The 19,126-nt window shown below is 44.0% G+C and carries 9 protein-coding genes; 3 read left to right on the forward strand and 6 right to left on the reverse strand.

The annotated features are described in order from the left end of the window. Positions 1 to 485 precede the first annotated feature (485 nt). A complete protein-coding gene (locus tag PN499_RS10660; RefSeq protein WP_272031833.1) occupies positions 486 to 1,607 on the forward strand; it encodes a RuBisCO large subunit C-terminal-like domain-containing protein in 1,122 nt (373 codons plus the stop codon). 194 nt (positions 1,608 to 1,801) lie between these two features. Here PN499_RS10660 and PN499_RS10665 read toward each other — a convergent pair whose 3' ends face one another. The 3 genes from PN499_RS10665 to PN499_RS10675 form a co-directional block, all read right to left on the reverse strand. Then, positions 1,802 to 2,968, reverse strand: a complete 1,167-nt coding sequence (locus PN499_RS10665; protein WP_272031834.1) for a pyridoxal phosphate-dependent aminotransferase — start codon at positions 2,966 to 2,968, stop codon at positions 1,802 to 1,804. Between the two features lie 86 nt (positions 2,969 to 3,054). Continuing rightward, entirely contained in the window at positions 3,055 to 6,096 is a 3,042-nt protein-coding gene (locus PN499_RS10670) for an AAA family ATPase (RefSeq protein ID WP_272031835.1), read from the reverse strand. 185 nt (positions 6,097 to 6,281) lie between these two features. Then, positions 6,282 to 7,457, reverse strand: coding sequence for a metallophosphoesterase family protein (locus PN499_RS10675; RefSeq protein ID WP_272031836.1), 1,176 nt, complete (start codon positions 7,455 to 7,457; stop codon positions 6,282 to 6,284). Between the two features lie 134 nt (positions 7,458 to 7,591). Here PN499_RS10675 and PN499_RS10680 point away from each other — a divergent pair, with 134 nt between their 5' ends. Then, positions 7,592 to 8,530 carry a FecR domain-containing protein gene (locus PN499_RS10680; RefSeq protein ID WP_272031838.1) on the forward strand — a complete coding sequence of 313 codons (939 nt, stop codon included), beginning with the start codon at positions 7,592 to 7,594 and terminating at the stop codon, positions 8,528 to 8,530. Between the two features lie 199 nt (positions 8,531 to 8,729). Here PN499_RS10680 and PN499_RS10685 read toward each other — a convergent pair whose 3' ends face one another. Then, positions 8,730 to 13,364, reverse strand: coding sequence for an nSTAND1 domain-containing NTPase (locus PN499_RS10685; protein WP_272031839.1), 4,635 nt, complete (start codon positions 13,362 to 13,364; stop codon positions 8,730 to 8,732). A gap of 478 nt (positions 13,365 to 13,842) precedes the next feature. Here PN499_RS10685 and PN499_RS10690 point away from each other — a divergent pair, with 478 nt between their 5' ends. Further along, entirely contained in the window at positions 13,843 to 14,487 is a 645-nt protein-coding gene (locus PN499_RS10690) for a hypothetical protein (protein WP_272031840.1), read from the forward strand. Positions 14,488 to 14,594: 107 nt separating this feature from the next. Here the strand turns inward: PN499_RS10690 and PN499_RS10695 are convergent, their stop codons facing one another. Together PN499_RS10695 and PN499_RS10700 are read right to left on the reverse strand one after the other, a co-directional pair. Continuing rightward, positions 14,595 to 14,744, reverse strand: coding sequence for a hypothetical protein (locus tag PN499_RS10695; RefSeq protein ID WP_272031841.1), 150 nt, complete (start codon positions 14,742 to 14,744; stop codon positions 14,595 to 14,597). A 189-nt stretch (positions 14,745 to 14,933) separates the two neighbouring features. Continuing rightward, on the reverse strand, positions 14,934 to 18,767 hold the full coding sequence (locus tag PN499_RS10700; RefSeq protein ID WP_272031842.1) for a caspase family protein: 3,834 nt from the start codon (positions 18,765 to 18,767) through the stop codon (positions 14,934 to 14,936). Between the last annotated feature and the right edge of the window lie 359 nt (positions 18,768 to 19,126).

Raw genomic sequence — 19,126 nt, forward strand, 5'->3', positions numbered from 1 at the left:
CGCTGATAGAGGATTTATTTCTCTCAGAAATATCATAAAATTTCCTCACTAATACACAACTTGTTTATCTGGATGTATTCTACTACTTATTTGTGTAATTAATTCTGTCCAACTACTTACCTCAAAAATCGGCTTCTTGTCCAGTAGTTTGTAAGGCCGTCCAGAGGGTGGTTATTTTACGGGCTTCTGGGTGATGATACCTAAGTAAGACGTAAGTATATAACGGTTGATTTTGTACCCCTTCTACTTAAGTATTTTCTAATCAATGACATATTACCCCAGATATTGGCAGATTAGCAAGTAGTGGATGCTAGATTGCTGATAGTTTAGAAGCTGCGATCGCGGCCGATCGGGATTTTCTGAATTTGCCTATTTCTAAACGCAATTGCCCTTGCGATCGTTTTGCTAACGGTATTTTTAGCGCTGTTTCTGCGCTCGTTTTTTGCTTATAATCTTACAAACAGAATTACCAATTAACTAAGATTATGACAATAGAGGTTGACTATCGTTTTCCTGCGGGTGTTGATGCAGTAAAGCAAGCTAAAATAATTGCTGTAGGACAAACTGCTGGTACTTGGAATGAGCGTTTTGCTAGCAGGGAGTCGGCGCTGCGATCGCACTTAGCGGAAGTCATCAACATTCGCACTGAATCAAACGGTGAAAGCGTTGCTACTGTAAGCTTTCCCGAAACTAATGTTGAAAATGACATTCCTAGTTTGCTGACGATGATTTTTGGTAAATACTCGATGGCGGGAACGGCAAAAGTAATGGCGGTGAGGTTGCCGGCAAGTTACGGGATGCGGCCAAAATTGGGGATCGCTGGTATTCGCGATCGCCTGGGAGTTGTTGACAGGCCCTTAGTGATGGCGATTTTTAAACCCGCACTGGGTTTGACTGCCAGCGATCATGCAGAAATTTTATCAGAAGTGGCGTTCGCAGGCTTAGATATCATTAAAGATGACGAAATTCTGGGAGATTTGGCAAGCGCACCCACTTTGGAACGCCTGCGGGCCTGTCGTGAAGTAATTGCAAGAGTAAAGCAGGAAACCGGACGCACGGTGCTTTATGCGGTAAATGTGACGGGAAATGCCACAAAAATAGTCGAACGTGCCCGAATGCTGGTAAAAGAGGGGGCGAATGCGCTATTGCTGAACGTGCTTGCTTACGGTTTTGCTGTGTTGGAGGCGATCGCATCTGACCCCGAAATTAATGTGCCAATTTTCGCCCATCCAGCTTTAGCAGGCGCTTTGTGCATTTCACCTGACTGCGGAATGGCTTATTCTGTGGTGTTGGGGACGCTGATGGCGCACGCGGGGGCGGATGCGGTGCTATATCCTGCCCATTACGGGAACTTGCCTTTTGAGGCTGCTGAGGAAGGAAAAATTCGGGATCTTTTGCGCGATCGCGGTACATTTCCCGTGCCTTCTGCTGGCATTCATCCGGGGATAATTCCTAACATTATTGCCGATTATGGTCAAGATGTAATTCTCAATTCTGGAACCGGAATTATGGATCATCCTGATGGGCCGGCGGCGGGAGTAAAGGCATTTTTTGACGCTTTAGATCGGGTGAAGAAAGGCGAAATTTTGAATAAACCCGGCGATTGAAATCGCGGCTACATAAACAAAGTCCGCCTACGCGGACTAATTGAAGTAGCGCAGGATTTAAGCTGATAATATGTAAGCCAGTTAAATTTACAGCTTACACCATGTCCGGTTAAATAACCTTAATCCTTGTAGGGGCGGGTTCACCAAGGACTCCAATAAAATCCAGGGTTTAGTAAACCCGCCCCGACCCACTTTCAAACTGATAAAATTGTTTTCAAACCCTGCACTAATCGCTTAATACCTGTGGTGGCTATTTCTTTTTCTAAACCGTAGGCGACGCGCAGGTAGCACCCATCATTCATCCCAAAAGCTGTACCTGGAAGGACTGCAACTTTATGCTCGCGAATTAGACGCTCTACTAACTCTATCGCACTCTGTTGAGTATGGACTTTCAGTAGGAAATAGAAGGCTCCATTTGCTGGAGGAATGGTACAGAAATCTTGCAGGTGGTTGAGTTCATTAAGCACAATTTCTCGCACTGACGCGATCGCGCCGATCTGATTTTCCCAGTAATTTCTTCCAGCTTGCAATGCTCCTAATGCCGCATATTGAGAAATAACTGGGGGACAAATCACAATTGTATCTTGGATTTTTTTGACTGAAACAAGTAAATGTTCTGGAATTACCATATACCCGATGCGCCAACTCGCAAAACCGTAAGCTTTGGAGAGGGTAAAAAGTGAAATTGTGTGTTCGCTGCTAGCGGGAAAAGCTGCGGGTGAAAAGTGTTTCGCATCGCTATAGGTAAAATATTCATAGGCTTCATCACTGATGTGATAAATTCCATGTTGGCGGCAAATTTCATTAACTTCGCGTAATGCTTCTAGAGGATAAACAGCCCCAGTTGGATTGTTGGGTGAAATTGTGACGATGGCGCGAGTTTTATTCGTAATTGCTTGCGCGATCGCACTAACTTGCAGTTGATAATTTTCATCGGTTGCTACTACTATCGGGTGGCAATCTGCCATCATAACCGCCATTTCATGGTTAAAATAATAAGGCGATTGAATAATAATTTCATCCCCAGGGGAAGTGATGGCGAGAATAGCATTCATAAACCCCATGTTGCTACCAGCGGTGACAACGATGCAGTTTTTACTGTTAATTTCTATGCCGTTATCTGCTTTAAGTTTCGTCTCTATTGCTTCTAGTAAAGGTGGAATTCCTTGGATGGCTTTGTATTTGTGATTTTCGGGATCGGCTAGGAATTCGGGGATGCGATCGAAAGCACTTTTTGGCGGGCCGTAATAAACAACACCTTGCCCTAATGATATCGTTCCCGGACATTGGCGAATCATTTCTCCAACCACGGGAATAATTGGCGACTGCACCGCATCCATGCGAGTTGAATTAGTTTGCATATTTATGATTTTATAATTATTTCTCTATTTTAGGCGATAAATCAAAAAATTACTTGGCGATTTTAATCGCCATCAAAAATTTGCTTTTAAACTCTTTCAACCTCAATTCTAGAGCCTTGAGGCGACTTATAAACCTTGATTTGTGTAGGCAATCGCTCTCCCAATCCTCGAACGTGCGTAATAACTCCAATTAAGCGATCTTGCTGACGCAAAGATTCCAAAATTTGAGTAACACTTTCCAGGGTTTCCGCATCCAAAGTACCAAATCCTTCATCTAGGAATAAGCTACCTAATTGAGCACCTTGAGATAGCTTTTCTGACAAAGCTAAAGCCATCGATAAAGAAGTTGCAAAAGTTTCGCCGCCGGAAAGAGTTCGCACGCGCCTAAGTTCGCCGCCATTCCAGTTATCTTCAACCCAATACTCGCCATCTTGAATTTTAAGAGCATAGCGAGTTTCTGTTAGTTCTTGCAAAATTAATGTAGCACTGGCAACTAATTCTGCTTCCAGATGTTCTAAAATATAAGCTTGAAATTCATTGGTTTTGAGATTCTGAGCTAAAGTATGATAAGTTTGTTCGTGTTCTGTTAAGGTTGTAATTTGGGTTGACATCCTTTCCGATTGCTCTAGGTTTTGTTCTGCTACCTGAATCCAGGCTAATAATTCTGCACGACTATCGTTAGCTTGTTTGAATTTTTGTTCAGCAGTAATTTTGGCAGTTCGCAGTTGTACCAATGTTATTTCATCGGTTGTTTTTTCACCGATAATATCGCTTAAATCTTTGAGCCGCGTTTCTAGCTGAATTTTTGCGTCGCGGTGTTTGCGAATAGCTGTTTCCCATGCGGATTGTTGTTTAGCGTCAGCACCTGCTGCTATAAATGTCTCCTCTGTAAAATTCGAGGTTTTAAGTTTAGACTCCCAGGCAATATTTAGCTGTTCATTTTTAGCTAGTGCTTGCTCATTAACATCTGTGGCTTGTTGATATCTTTCTACTGCTTGAATGACATTGTTGTTGGCAGTTTGATAAGAACGATCGGCAGTTTTCAGCAGTTCATTTAAGTTTTGCTTGTCTTTTTCTAAAGCTTTTGCTAAAGTAGAATAAGGTTGATTTTCCGTGATTTCATAGAGTTTAGTTGCCACCTCTTTTAACTGCTCTTGGCGGCGATTAACTTCTGCGATCGCGTCTTTATTTTCTGCTTGTTTCGCTAAATAAGTAGCTTCTGCAAACTGGAACGCTTGTTGAGCTTTATCAAATTCAATTGATACCTGTTGCCAGTGTTGCTCAGCTTCCCGGTACTTGCGATCGCTCTGTTTAAGTATAGCCAATTCTCGCTCTAATTCCTCCGCTTGCCATTGAGAAGTGCCTAAAACTCGATTAACTTGTTGCTGCAATTCAAGAAGTTTGTCCTGTGTTAATTTTAACGTCTGAGCAATTTCTAATTGTTTCTGCTGATGCCCAGAAAGTGCTGTTTTTGCTTCGGTTGTTGTAATTTGAGCTTGTTGAAATACTTGTTGAGCAATAGCAAAGCGCGATCGCAAAGGGGCGATATCTATAATATTAGATTCCGGCAATGGTGGGAGGCGATCGCTCTCTGGATGCACGCCCCCGCATACGGGACACATATCGCCAGAATTGAGCGACATTCGTATTGCAGCAACACGATCTAAACGCGCCGATTCAAGATTAACCACTTCTGCCGTTTCTAAGTCGAATTGGCATTTTTTCAGCGCTACTTCTGCTATTTCCAACTGCAAGGTAGTTTCCGCATAATTTTGTTGTGCTATGTGCCAATCTTGCTCAGCTTTTGCTAACTGCTTTTGCTCAGTTTTTGCCTGCTTTTGTATTAGCTGAAATTCCATTAATAATGGTGAAGTTTGATTCAAAAGCTCTAAACGTTCACCCACAGGTGAAAGCTTTGAAAGCAACGCTGTTGCTTGTGCTACCTGAAAACCAGCACCTTGAATTTTGCTGTTAGCAGCTTGCAAGTCTTTCTCTAGTGCCTTTAAAGAGCGAAATTTTTCCTGTTGAGCGGTTTGCGCGATCGCGACTTCTCTTTCCAGTTGAGATCGCTGTTCTTCATATATTTTACCAGCAGCGAGAGCATCTTCACGAGCTTTGAGTTGAGGCGCGATCGCTTCCTGCTTCGCTCTCGCTGCGTCAAGTTGCTGCTGCTGTAGCGCCAACTGCGATCGCGCTTCAATTAATCGCTTTTGAGCTAACTGTGCAGCATTTTCGGCGGTGACACATTGGTTTCGTGCTTCTTTAACTAAAACCCAGTCTCCCTGTAAATGATTAGCAATTTGCGCTCTTTCTAACTGCTGTACAAAAGTTTCAATGTCAGATGACTTCGCATTCAAAGTAGTTAATTCTGTGTGTAAATCTCTGAGGCGAATGATTTGATTAAATAAAGTTTCTTCTTCATCTAACATTTTCTGAGCAATCATAACTGCTTTATTAAGATTTGGTAATTCTTGCTCCAAACTAATCAGATGTAATCGCTTTTCCTGTACTTCCTCCGCCGCTGGTGCATTTAATTCAGCCAGTTGGCGTTCCACCATTTCTCGTTCATCTTTAAGTAACTTCGCTAGCTCATTTGCCCGCTTCCGCATCTGCTCAAAAATCTCAAATCCAGCTAGCTGACGCAGAATTTCCCGGCGTTTTGCCGTGTCGCCTTTAAGAAATTCATCAAACTTACCTTGTGGCAACACTATCACCCGCGTAAAAGTGTCAAAATCCATCCCTAAAACCTGTTCAATAGTTTTTTTGGCAGCATCAATGCTAGTTTCTATAGTCTCCCATTCACCATTTTGAAAAGCTTCTAACAGCACCTTATTCTCCGGAGTTTTCGGGCGGTATCGCCACCTCCGCGTCACCCGATACTGTGCATTACCTACTGAAAAATGCAACTTAACTTTTAAAGTTTCGCTCCCTTGACTTACTAGATCGCCTATTTGCTTACCACTGCGAATTGTCGTGCCAAAAAGAGCGTAAGTCATGGCATCAAGTAGGGAAGATTTTCCCGCACCTGTTGCACCAGTGATGGCAAATAAATCGAGTTCAGAAAAATCTAAACGCTGTTCGCGGCGAAAGCTAGTAAATCCTTCTAAAGATAGTTCAATAGGTCGCATAATTGGTAATTGGTAATTGGTAATTGGTAATTGGTAATTGGTAATTGGTAATTGGTAATTGGTAATTGGTAATTGGTAATACCTCTTTCTTTTTCCTTCTTACCTTCTTCCTTGTGCTATAATTCTGATGTTGGGTTTCACTTCGTTTCACCCAATCTACTATTGTAACAGTTAACAGTTAACAGTTAACAGTTAACAGTTAACACTTGATTATACAATTTTTCAAATTCCTCCAAAACGACTGGCTTTGGCGTTGTTCCCAATTTGTTCTGATAATAGTTGCAAAACTCTACTAGCGGATCGAATTTATTTGGGTCTATATTAGTTGCTTCCGCCAGGTTTTCTGGCTGTAATTCTGGATAGCGCGGTTCCACTAGCAGCGCTTGCGAACAAATTTGGCGCACTCTATCAGCTAGTCCCAGTTCAGGACTCTGCATTTGTACAATTACCTTCAAAAATCCGGGATGATATTGATTGGCTTCTAAAGTTTTATCTAAGTTTTCACTATTACATTTAAGCACTTTTAATGGTTTCTGGCAAATCAATGGTTTAAATTCCACCTTTGCAGCACTTCCCGGCTCTAATTCAATCAAAACAAATCCCTTTTCTTGCTCAGCTTCTCCGAAGTCTAACTGAATCAAAGAACCTGAATAATAAGCAGGAGAATTTTTCGCTATCCGCTGGTGAATGTGGATGTGGCCCAGGGCAATATATTGAGCTTCTGGCGGTAAAGTTTGCGGTGAAAGCAGGTATTTATCTCGCGTATAATAAGGCGCTTCTGATTTAGCTAACCTAGCTCCATCAATGCTAAGATGTCCCATGAGGATATTAACAGTATTATCCCGAAAATTGCTGGTTAAATCTTCTAAGAGATCGGCAACAAGTTCTCGGTAACTAGAGCGGCGATCGACATCATCTTTGTGCCAGAAAGCATCAGCATCTAAAAGCCTTTGTTCTGAGGCAAAAGGCATGGCTCCCACACAAAGTTTACCGCTATTTGTATTCAGAATAATTGTACCACCATCTGCCGCGCGGCGGGGTTTTCCCAGAGCACGAACGCCAACATGGGCAAGCAATTGAGCGATACTATCGGTGCGCGAGGCGGAGTCATGATTGCCTGCGATCGCGATCGCAGGAATACCAGCTTCTTGCAATCCGCAGAAAAATTTATAAGCAATGCGTTCAGCATAAGCTGGCGGATTGGGAACGTCGAAAATATCCCCAGCGATCAAAACGGCATCCACTTCTAAGATTGTTGCTTGTTTGAGCAGTTGATCTAAAGCAGAGGCGATTTCCGGGGTGCGGTCAATTCCTCTAAAACGTCGTCCGAGATGCCAGTCGGCGGTATGAATTAGTCGCATAGGGTGAAGGGATTTTTACTTATTTTAATACTTATTGATTTTTTTGTACCGCCTATTACCGGAAAGCCAAGATTAGGGCATGATAATCACAAGGGGTGCTCAAAAATTTTAGAAATTCTGTGTGAGGAGTAACTATGGATACAAAGCCAAGGCTTTTACGTTTTTCGTTTTTTTTACTTGCTGCACCTGCGGTTTGGGCTGGCTTTCACCAGCATTTAACTGTGATGGAAGCGGCTTCGGCGATTGGGTCAAATCAACTTTCTCCTACTGTAATGGAAACAGAGGGGAATGCGATCGCAACTTCTCAAGGGCAGATAATTGCTCAGCAAAAACCCGCAAGTTCAGGACAAGTTAAACAAGGGGAAGTATACAAGCTGATGACCGGCGGCGCGACGCGCACCCGCCAATCATCGGCGGTTCGTGCGAAGACGAATCCGAGAACCGACTTAATCCCCCGCGATATTCTCACAACCGATAGCAATGCCAAAGCTGAAATCTTGTTCAAACAGCAAGATACAATTGTGAGATTGGGAGAATCTACGAGTTTTGTGTTCCCTGAAGGCTTGCGGGAATACCAGCTCAATAACGGTACAATTGTGAGTATGATTCGACCAGGGAAAGGCGGCGGTACGGTGAAAACGCCCCAGGCATCAGTGGTAGCAAGGGGTACGGGGATGTATATCCAGCAGTGTTCGGATCGAAAAGTTGCTTTGTTTGCTATTCTCACAAATAATAATGCCGAGGTTGAACCTACGAGGGTGGTGAATGGGAGAGGCGATCGCGTTTCTTTGCGGGCCGGGCAGTTAGTGAGAGTCGTTGACGGTACAATCCAATCGGTTCAAACTTTTAACTTGCGATCGTTTTACCAAAATAATCCTATGGGTGCAGGTTTAGGGCCGAATCAGGAAAACGTTGTTAATGAGTCACCTACTGATGTTCAGCCGGTGTTCAGAGAGGTTCGCCAAGAAACGATCGCAGCGGTGAATGGCCAATCTGAAGGGAGTTTCGATTTTCCCAATGGCATACCTAATGTTTGCGGGAATGGACAAGCGCCTGTGAGAGGTCTTTGGTAAGGGCAATTTGGGATTAAAAAATCCAGTTGTAGGTTTGGTGAAGCGTCAGCGAAATCCAACTTTTTGTTAACGGTTAACTGTTAACGGTTAACTGTTAACAGCTAATTAAACTGGCTATAGCAATCCTAAATCATTTGTGAATTTCTTACTCCCTCCCCTTAGCAAGGGGAGGGTTGGGGTGGGGTAAAAAATTTACGATTCATTTAGGATTGCTATATTTGCAAATATTGCGATCGCTCTCCTTCAGATTTACATTATTTGTGAGATAATCTTGGAGGCGATCGCACCCCCGCCGCAACAAATCATCTAAATCTAAACTCGATAAACTAATAGTTTGGTCATAGCTACCACTAACTAATATTTTCCCATCAGGACTAAAACCAACGCTTTTAACTTGTGCCTGATGACCAATTAAAGTTTTAATCAGCGTACCGTCTACCGCATTCCACAACTTAATAGTATTATCAGCACTTCCCGAAGCCAAAATCTTTCCATCAGGACTAAAACTAACACTTACTACTGCATTTTGATGTCCCGTTAAAGTCCGAATTTCCTTGCCAGAATCCGCATTCCAAAGTTTAATAGTATTGTCAGCACTTGCAGAAGCTAAAATTTTACTGTTAGGATGCCAAGCTACAGCCTGTACAGCCTGAGAATGTCCCTCTAAAGTTTTAACTAAAGTACCGTCAGAGTTAAACAGTTTCACTGTTTTATCGTTGCTACCAGAAGCTAAAAACTTGCCATCAGAACTGAAAGCTAGACTTGTCACCCCATCGCTATGTTCAGTAATATTTTTTTGCAGTTTTCCCTCGGCAACATTCCAAAGTTTAATCGTCTTATCATCGCTGCCAGAAGCTAAAATCTTACCATTCGGACTAAAAGCTACACTTGTAACACCCTCGCTATGTGCTGCTAAGTTTTTGAGTGGTGTTCCATCTGCTGCATTCCAAAGTTGCACCGTCTTGTCATAACTGCCAGCCGCTAAAATTTTACCATCTGGACTAAAACTAATAGATGAAACCTTATTACTACTATCTAATTTTATAGTATGTAAAATAGTTTTATCCGCAGTACGCCATAATTTTACCTGCCCATCAGCACTAGCTGAAGCAAAAGTTTTACCATCGGGATTGAAACTTACACTCTCAACAAAACCATCATGCCGCAGGGGAATACCACCATCTAAACGCCATATTTTCACAGTTTTATCAGCGCTAGCTGTTGCTAAATTGTTCCCATCGGGACTAAAATTAACACTTGTCACCTGATCGCCGTGTCCCTTAAATTGATTGAGCAAAATTTCGCCTGCGCCGCCTGGTTCTAAACTCCAAACTCTCGCTGTATAGTCATCGCTGCCAGAAGCCAACATCTTACCATTGGCACTAAAGCTAACGCTAATTGCTCCTTTTTCTTGCTCTGCAAAGTTTGCCATAATTTTGCAATCAGGTTGCCAGATTTTTACAGTTTTGTCCAGACTTGCCGTTGCCAACATTTTACCGTCAGGACTAAAGCTGACATCCATAATATAATCAGTATGTCCTTTACAAATCTTGGATTTATTACTATTAATTTTCCATAATCTCAAGGTTTTATCTTCACTTACCGATGCTATATTTTTGCTGTCTGAACTCCAACTGATGCGCGTTACCCTTTCAGCATGACCTGTAAAAGTTTTGATTAAGCTACCGTCTAGGTTCCAAAGTTTTATAGTTTTGTCATCGCTGGCAGTTGCTAACATTTTACCATCGGGACTAAAACTAATGCTGTTTACTTTTTCATTATGTCCGGTGAAAGTTTTAATAGGTTGTAGTGTAGTAGCTATCACCCGTCGGGGATTAAAATCCCCGCCTAATAACTGAAGTCCTCTGAAGAGGACTGAAGAAGAGTTGCTAGTCGGTTTTAACCGACTTTCGCTATTAGCCACGAACTTTAGTTCCTGGCTAATTTCGGGAAGAATTGAAAATCTCTGTATTTGTATTGATTGACTTATAAATCCTCCTGTGATGTCACCATTTGCAATATTCCAAAGCTTAACTATGCCATCCGAACTTGCAGCAGCTAACAGCTTGCCATCGGGACTAAAACTAAGATCGTTTACACTTCTTTCATTGCCTGTTAAAGTTTGGAGAAGACGACCATCGACACTCCAAAGTTTTATAGTTTTGTCAGAACTTGCAGTTGCTATGGTTTTCCCATCTGGACTATATTTTACTGCTTGCACGCGATCGCCATGTCCTTCTAAGCGATTATCTTCCTTCCCATTATCAATAGCTTGCTGTAAACTGCCTACAGTTTCCATAGCCACATTACCGCTGACGTTCATAGCTGTTTTTAATTGCTTACCCGCTTTCATTCCAGCTAAAAGTGCGTCAAGCTGTTGATTAGAAAGTAACTGAGATTCAGACAAAGAAGCTAAAGCATCGATCTGATTTTCTATCGCCCGGTTGCGCTGAATCAAAGCAATAATTGCAGATAAACTGACAACAGTTACAAATGTACTAACAGCAGCAATAACGCGCAAACGATTATTTCGCCTGCGTTGAATGCTACGTTTAATAAATTCTGATTCGTATTGATTGAGCCAGTTATCATCCGATGTTAATACCTGTTCTAGCAAGTCAAGACGTGGATTGTTATTCCAAAGAAACCCAACTTGTTTATTATTAACCCATTCTTTTGCGGCCGGGGTTAGTAAGCGTTGTAACGTCAAAGTTTCCTGTTCCTGATTTTTCCACCGTTGCAACTTATCCCACCCGCGCGCGATCGCATCGTGAGCAGGCTCAACATAAGCCTCGCCGCCAGTTTCCTGTCCTCCAACCAGCAACCGCGCTGCCGAAAAGCGCCGAATTACCTCACTTACTCGCTGATTCTCACTTGAGTTTGTATAAACCAACTCCGATCGCGCTACCCGCCGCCGCGCCAATTCTCCACCTTCAACCGCCACCATCCGCAGCATTACGCGCCTTACTGTGTCGTGATAAGCGCTGTCAAGTTGCACCAGTTGGTCATATTCGGCAGTCGCTCTCTGTGTGAGAGAACCCGCCACACCGCCCAATTGTTTGTAATCGTTCTCACTTAATGCCCGATTGTTGCGCCGACTTTCTAAATACTTTATATAAAGCTCACTTAAGGTAAATGATAGCAGCGGCAAAGCTCCCGGCATCTGCACGACTTCGTTAATCAATTGGTCTGTGAGGCTGGATGGCTCAAAGTATAATACTCTTTCGGAGGCCGGGCCTTCGATCGCTTGGCGCAATTCGTCCTGAGTCATCGGCGGTACGACAAAGCGACCATCTATCCAGTAAGCTTTGAGAGCAGAATCAAGGAATTGAGCCTCAAAATCAAGGCGAACAGCGATCGCAACCCTGAGTGCTTCTGGATGCGCTGCGATCGCGCTTTCAAGTTGCGCCAAAAATAGCGATCGCTCCTCTTCATCAGACATTGTTACCAATTCCTCAAATTGGTCAACCACTAACAGCAACTTTTTCTGAGGATTAGCGCTACTCCAAATAGTAACTAAATCGGCAAATTTACTAAGATTTTGCCGCAATTCTTCAGTTAATTGCTGAATCCGAAGAATATCATTTATCTGCTTTTCATTATCTGTACCTTGGCGGCTAGATATATTTTCATCTATTAACACAACTGCTCTAGCAAGCGAAGTTAAAGGAGATTCCCCTGGTCGTAAAGGCCCGATAACTGTAACAACGGATGAATTGTCAGTTTCTCCCCCACCTTCAGATGTAGTTATTGCCCTGCTTTTAGCTTCTACCGTTGAATTAGCGTTTCGCCAGCGAGGTATTAATCCCGCTTTAACCAAACTAGATTTACCCGTTCCTGACGCGCCTAAAACCACAGTTAAGGGATGTTTTTCGACAAATTTATACAACTTTTTGATTAATTTTTCCCGTCCAAAAAACAGATTGCTGTGTTCTTCATCAAAAGATTCTAAACCGCGATAGGGATTATTTTCTCGATTGAGTTCTGGCGCTGGTGGTAAGTTAAGTTCGTGGCCGGGAACTAAGAAGATAAATTCGCCTTTGTCGTGTTTTGCTAAAGGCCACATTCCGGGGGTTTGGCGATGGCGTTGTTCTGCTGAGTCAGGTTCGACGCGATCGCGCACGTATAAAAAAAGTTCAGTAGCAGTGATGACCCCATCACCGCTAGGTTGACCGTCTTTCGGCGGCGGGAACAAGTCGGCGCGGCCTCTGAGTCCCTCAAATAAAGCTTCTGCGAAGGGGGAATGGTTGCCGCTGATGCCGCGATCGTCTTTTAGGGATAAGCTGTCTAAGGCTTTTTGGTCGTGGGATGCGGAGGTGATCGCAACCCATGCGGGGTCTTTGATGAAGCGATCGTATCGTTCTTGGTGGATGACTTCCGGGTAGGCGAGGAGATCGCGGGTGGCGGCCCAGCGGAAGGCCCCAGCGAAGCAACAGTCAAGGATGGCGAGGAGGTGGCGACAGGGGAGGGATGCGATCGCATCGTGTACCTGCTGCATCGGCACAAAAGTGCTGCTATCACCGGGTTGTGCGTCTTGCGGGATGACGTATCCTGCCGGGCCGTCGTCGTTATCAAGGGCGATGCCGTGTCCGGCAAAGTAGAATAGAATGCGATCGTTTTCTCCTACTTCTTTGGGTAGGGCTTCTAATAGTAAAATTTGTAGTTTTTCGCGGGTAACTTCTGTATCTAATAATAATTTTACATCATAATTATGATCTTCTTTAAGGATGCGAGCGAGTTCTTTGGCATCGTTAGTAGCAGTTCTCAGGGGAGAAATGCCATTTTGGTAATCGTTGATGCCGAGGACGATGGCGAGAGAGCGTTTAAATTCCATTAGTTTTATTTGTGTAGGAATGCTAATTCTTACCTTTGTTCAATAGTTATTTTTTGTTTTGGAAAAGACGCGATCGCTCTCCCTACATAGATGATGATAACAACAATAATCTACAGCCGTGTCAACGCCCAGCTCTTAGACCAGCCCGGGAACCAGAATTCGCCCCAGAGAATTTCCATAACCCAATTAGACCAGCTCGTCCAGCTCCTGCCCCTGTCCCCGCCCCTGCTCCATCTCCATCTCCGTTCCATATTCCTATTCCCACTATTCCTCCACTTCGCCTACCTGATTTTCGTTGGCCTGATTTTAATCCTTGGAAATGGAATTCCTAGAAATACAGCAGATTCCAGGTAAATAGGGTACGCTAAGGTAAGTAGTTTAATTAGTGTAGTGAAAGCTTACTCAATCGACTGTCATCTATAAACCTACAATCTGCTGTAACTCCTTTGTTGTCAAATTTTATTAGGAAACTACTCATATGCACACTCTCACTGAAGATGAATTTAATTTAGAAGCAGAGCCTTTCCTTCGGAAAATTTTTGTTCACGACAATCCGTTTAAGGAACCTTTTTCATCGCAGGTGATAGGACGTACAATTATCTATCCTTGTGAAGATGAAAATGATTCTCTACTGATTGAAGCACTGATTAGCGCAGCACTAAATTCAGGTGATACTGGCTGCTATATCTCACTACTACCTACAGGATACCCAGGGGATAGACCCGCTCACTGTTATATCCCATTATCAGAGTTTCTTGAGGGGTACTCTGGAACAGAAGAAGATAGGCTAATTGGACCGAGGTTGGGTATTAATCCTTATACTTTAGACAGTGTTATCTATTCAGCCCAAGGTAAGTGGGGACTGATGAAATCACATGAACGTTTTGGATTACTGGGTGGGTCTCCAGAGTTTATCGAAGAGATTAGAGGAGCCGTCCCGGATTTAGACAAGCAGGTGTATGGTTTTTTTAAGCGTTTGCGAGACCTTCTGTTGGCTTGTAGTTTGAATCCTCCCGATATCACTCGAAATAAATGGTTGCCAACGTTATTAACCCATGTTTATGGTTCTGAAATTGCTGAAAAGTTGTTGGAGGAGGAGACTAGATTAATAGAAAGAATGTGATTGAATAAACTCATAAAAGCTTACCACATTTATAAAGCCTAAAGGCGTTAATATATAAGGCTATAGCATTTGCGAATATTCAAATTAATACGCTTATTGAGCAACGCCTAGCTACATTTAAACCAGACATCAAAATCAATACCGATACGATTCAACCATTCTCTCATTTGATTTTCACCTAAAGTATTGAGAATTAAACGATCTGTTTTATTGATAAATTGTGCAACATTTTCAGTTTTGTGAAGTTGAATTTTCATCACTTTTTCTAGGCTAATTTGATCTTGTTTTTCTAGATAGTTGCCAAAATCATAAATAGGAACTTTGGGATATACATTTTTATGTTAAGCTGACAAATCACTGTGGTTTAACTGATACAGGCCTGCATCGGGATGCTTCCCGATGCGGCAAATAGACTGCTAGCAGGTAGGAGCTCCAAAACCCAAAATTCAAAAAATTTGACTACTCTTATTCTCCAACTTCGGCGCTTCAGGAACAGGCCGCATTAATAGCATGACATTCATCAGCGCGATCGCACTCAGCAACCCCACAATTACAGCAAAACCCCCAATCAACCAGTGACGCTCAACAGTTATAGTGACTAAATCCGGGGTTTTCTGACTAACATTGCCAGCAGGCGCAGGCGCAGATACCGCTACAGGTGCAACATTTGCTTTAGCAGGGGGAGTAGCAACAGGCGGCGCTTGCACAAGTGCAACCTCAGTCACAGCAGGAGTCGCAACTGGCGGCGCTTCCACAGGTGCAACATCCGATCGCGCTTCCACAGCAACAGGCCCAGAAGACACTAAAAGAGGCATTTCAGGAGCATTAGAAAGCGCGATCGCTAATGCCTCCAACCCTTCAGCAATGCTCAAATAACTGAAATGATCGCAGCCAACCTCCGAAATCTGCGGCTTTCTCCCCAAACCCAACTGCGTCATCGATGCCACACTCACCGTGATATCATTTGGCTGGCCGAACATCGCCATATTGCCAGTCATTCCCCCCGCCTTCTGCATCATGCGCTCGAAGGTACTTGCCTGGCCGTTCCTCTGGGCCAGCGCCGCCGGCTGGATGGACTGATTACCAGCTAACACTGTATAAGGAATTTGTGGATCGGGACTCGCCGCCAGCTTCTTCAGAAACTCCGATCCGGGCTGCATTTGCTCTAGAGACACGCTTGCAGCTTCCACTGCCCCCTTTAGTAGCAAATCGCTGAGCCACTTGACAGGAGGCGCGATCGCAGTCACCCCATTGATCGCACTTAGTAACGCTGTTTTCGCCAAACTCTGCACTGTCGCCCAGGGAGAACCGCCATTCGGCGGCCCCAATAGCACTAAGTGCTGCACAACTCGATTCCCTTGTTCTTGTTCAATGAACCACCGCGCCACTAAGCCGCCCATTCCTTGAGCTACAATGTGCAGCACTTTGCCATGATTCGCGCCCAGTCCAGCCAACTCCAAGCGGTGCTTTAACGATCGCGCATTCTCCTCAATCGGAGTGTTTATACTTTCATAATCAAAAGTGAGAACAAGGTCATAAAGCTCGCTGAGAGGGCGATGCTCACCGTTCGTTTGCACCGATACTTGCCCGATCCCAGGAACCATTTTTTGAGTATCTCCGAGAATGCTGTGGGTGAAGAGCAGAATTCGCTGCGCCTTCGCTACCCATTCTCTCACTTCGTGAATGTCTTTCTCATAAGATACTTTATCGTTTGTGAGGAGGTCGGCGATCGCTAAAATCGGATATTCGTAATCGTAGCCTAATTTTTGCAGGGCGACTTTCTGGAAAAAGATGCGGACAGAACCGCCGAGACTCCGACTTCCCGATGATACCGGATCGGGCAACCGATCTAACTTTATCTCTGTTTGGCCGCGATCGCCTCTTTTCCCCAACCCCGCCGGCACGAAAAATTCGCCATCATAGCCAATCCCAATCAGCGCCTCATTTTCAGCTAGCGGCGCATCAATTATCAATTCTAACGGCTGTTCCGGCGTTACGGCCGCCGCATCTTCCACATTGCTGAGTTCTAACGCACTCAGTCCGGGGTCAGTGCCGCGACTGGCAGTAAATTGGAAAGACTGGATGAACTCTGGATTATCCCGCAAAATTGGCGGCAAAATCATATTACCTACATCGCGCGTCGCTTGGGGAATCGTCGTTAAACGCGCATTTGCCTTTAAACTAGGATGCGATCGCATTTCTACACCCGCACCCAAGGAAACCGCTTCTCCCGTTTGGGGTATCGGTGTCGTTTCCTGCGGTCGCACTGTGGTAAAGGTAATCTGAGATGTCACCCAATCATCCCATACTTCATCCTTCTCTGGTTGCGATAAAAGATCGCGAGTTTGTACGCGGTTCATCAAGCGATTAAGAACGCTTTTTCCTCCCTTTCCCGCAATCTTAACTGCACGAGTTCGAGGCGCATCTAACCTTTCTTGTTCCAGCAATGTTGCGTCAAATTCTGCTGTACTGACAATCAATTTTAGGACATCTTTAAACTCAGTAACTCCCTGTTCCCAGAGTTCTTTAGGAACTGTGGCATAAATCGGATTTCCCCCTAAAACAAAGACGCATTCTCCAGGTTGTAACCAAACACCGCCAGAGGCAAAAAAGCCAGTTAAAATCGCGTAAGTTTCTGTTAAATCTAATAAGGCACAGTAAAGCGGTTCGTCGCTACGATTGATTAATTTTATCCTAATAGTTGGCTGCTGCCATTTGCCATTTTCATACTTATATTCTAAACGAATTTGTTGCGCCTCAATTTCAACTTCCCCCTGATAGATTTTTACTTCTACGGCATCGGGGTCAATGCGGCTGGAGGCGGGACTAGAAAGTTCAGCGATATTCGTCCAACGGGCGATGTGTTCCAAACGCGCGATCGCTAAATTAGCATTACCTTGGTTATAACCTGAAATTTGAGCGACTAAAGGGCGATCGTCCGTTGGCCGAGCAATGATATACTCGCCATTACGAGCAATCAACCGAAATTCAGCTTGAATTGCTGTTTCTACTTCCCCAACATACATCGAAGCTTGACCTTCTGGCCCCGCTTGTTGTAACGCTTCTCTTGCTAGTTTTACGCCTGCTTCTTCTCCTTCAATGCAAACACCTAAAGGCGGCATCGGTAGGCTAGTAACAACTGCCTTGAAAGTTTTTTCTACATCCAGTGAGTTATCTACAGTTGTACAGGAAATCTTGCTGACTTGGGGCAGAACTTCGGTAACATCTGCTTCTGCAAAGGAGTTAGAAATTTGCCGCAAATCTTCGGGATTGCTATCCATTGCAAACAAAGCTAACCGCGTCGTTTCTTCCCCTGCTACTGGCGCGATACCGTGTACTGCGCCGCCGTCAATTATCCAGCCATACTCTTGATGATAACTCACAGTAAAATAAGGAGTGCGTTTTGCGATCGCACCGCCTAAAAACGGCTGGTCTAAATCTTCTAAATTTGTCGCTTCCAACTGCGGCGACTGAGACGCAACTTTGCTGCGGACTAAAGCATTAGTGCGTTTGAATACATCGCGGTAAGTTAAACTACCATTAGCACGTTGCAAAGTATCCAATAGAAAATAGCAAAATGCACCTCGATGTTGTCCAGTACCGTAATATTCCTTCGCTTCTTCGCAGTCGCGGCAAGCTGCTAATAAAACATGGCGACCGCGTGGTATCATCCAGCCAGTAGGATTCTGTTCGGGACTGCGAGATGTTGATACTAGATTACTAATTTCTTCTGAGTCTAATATAAAACTTTCAATCGGGCGCGATCGCCTATTTGCAGGTGTTCGCCTTACCCCAGTTTCCTGCAATTCCAAATTCCGAGTACCAGAACCGGAATGGCAACAATCCATAATAATTGTAATGTGCGGGTCTTTTTTGGCAACCTCAGATATCAGTTTTGCTAATTCTTTATCGGCCAAATCCCAGCCACCTTCTTGACGGGAATCCCAACAAACTAAAGATTCGTGGAGGCGGTTAGGTTCTAAGTGCCAAAATTCCGGCGGTGCTGGTTCTTGGGAGCCGTGTCCGCTGTAATAAAATAGTACAATATCGTTGCGATTAGCTTGGCTGAGATGTGTTCGGAAACCGTCGATGATGGCTTGTCGGGTAGCTTGTTGATTTTTGAGGGTGAGGAGGTGGAGTTGGTAGTCCTCGTCAGAGGTGACGCGCGATTGAAGATACTCTTCAAAGGCCGTAATATCGTTAACACAACCTCTCAAAGGTGCGACAGGGGGGAGATATTGGTCAATCCCAACTAGCAGCGCGTAAATGTTGCGAGTCATAGAAAAATTTTAGCGGTAATTGGTAATAAAGCAATTTGCAAGAGCCATAAGCCTCTTGCTGATACCGACACCCTAGTTTCCAATATTTTATACCGACGATAGAACTTACGCAAAAATATTTGTAACGTCACCTTCCTGGCGGTTAAGGATACCACCTTGAAGGCGGCGTTACGAAGCCGATAGTTTCGGTGAAACCAGGTGAAATTCAACATCATAATTCAATACGGTTCAGTTAAGGCTTAAATAGTGGTAAATTAGGTATGGTGTCCAAAAATGGAGAGCAAGTAAGGTGCATCTCAAAGAATTTTCATTAGTATCTCCCAAAATCCCAAGTACGGAGATATTCAAGGCCATAGAGA

Origin of the sequence: Kamptonema animale CS-326, assembly GCF_028330895.1 — a bacterium.
GTDB lineage: Bacteria > Cyanobacteriota > Cyanobacteriia > Cyanobacteriales > Microcoleaceae > Kamptonema > Kamptonema formosum.

Coding starts and splice junctions, on each gene's coding strand:
- PN499_RS10660 (WP_272031833.1), top strand. CDS start 486: ATGACAATAGAGGTTGACTATCGTTTTCCTGCGGGTGTTGATGCAGTA.
- PN499_RS10665 (WP_272031834.1), bottom strand. CDS start 2,968: ATGCAAACTAATTCAACTCGCATGGATGCGGTGCAGTCGCCAATTATT.
- PN499_RS10670 (WP_272031835.1), bottom strand. CDS start 6,096: ATGCGACCTATTGAACTATCTTTAGAAGGATTTACTAGCTTTCGCCGC.
- PN499_RS10675 (WP_272031836.1), bottom strand. CDS start 7,457: ATGCGACTAATTCATACCGCCGACTGGCATCTCGGACGACGTTTTAGA.
- PN499_RS10680 (WP_272031838.1), top strand. CDS start 7,592: ATGGATACAAAGCCAAGGCTTTTACGTTTTTCGTTTTTTTTACTTGCT.
- PN499_RS10685 (WP_272031839.1), bottom strand. CDS start 13,364: ATGGAATTTAAACGCTCTCTCGCCATCGTCCTCGGCATCAACGATTAC.
- PN499_RS10690 (WP_272031840.1), top strand. CDS start 13,843: ATGCACACTCTCACTGAAGATGAATTTAATTTAGAAGCAGAGCCTTTC.
- PN499_RS10695 (WP_272031841.1), bottom strand. CDS start 14,744: ATGAAAATTCAACTTCACAAAACTGAAAATGTTGCACAATTTATCAAT.
- PN499_RS10700 (WP_272031842.1), bottom strand. CDS start 18,767: ATGACTCGCAACATTTACGCGCTGCTAGTTGGGATTGACCAATATCTC.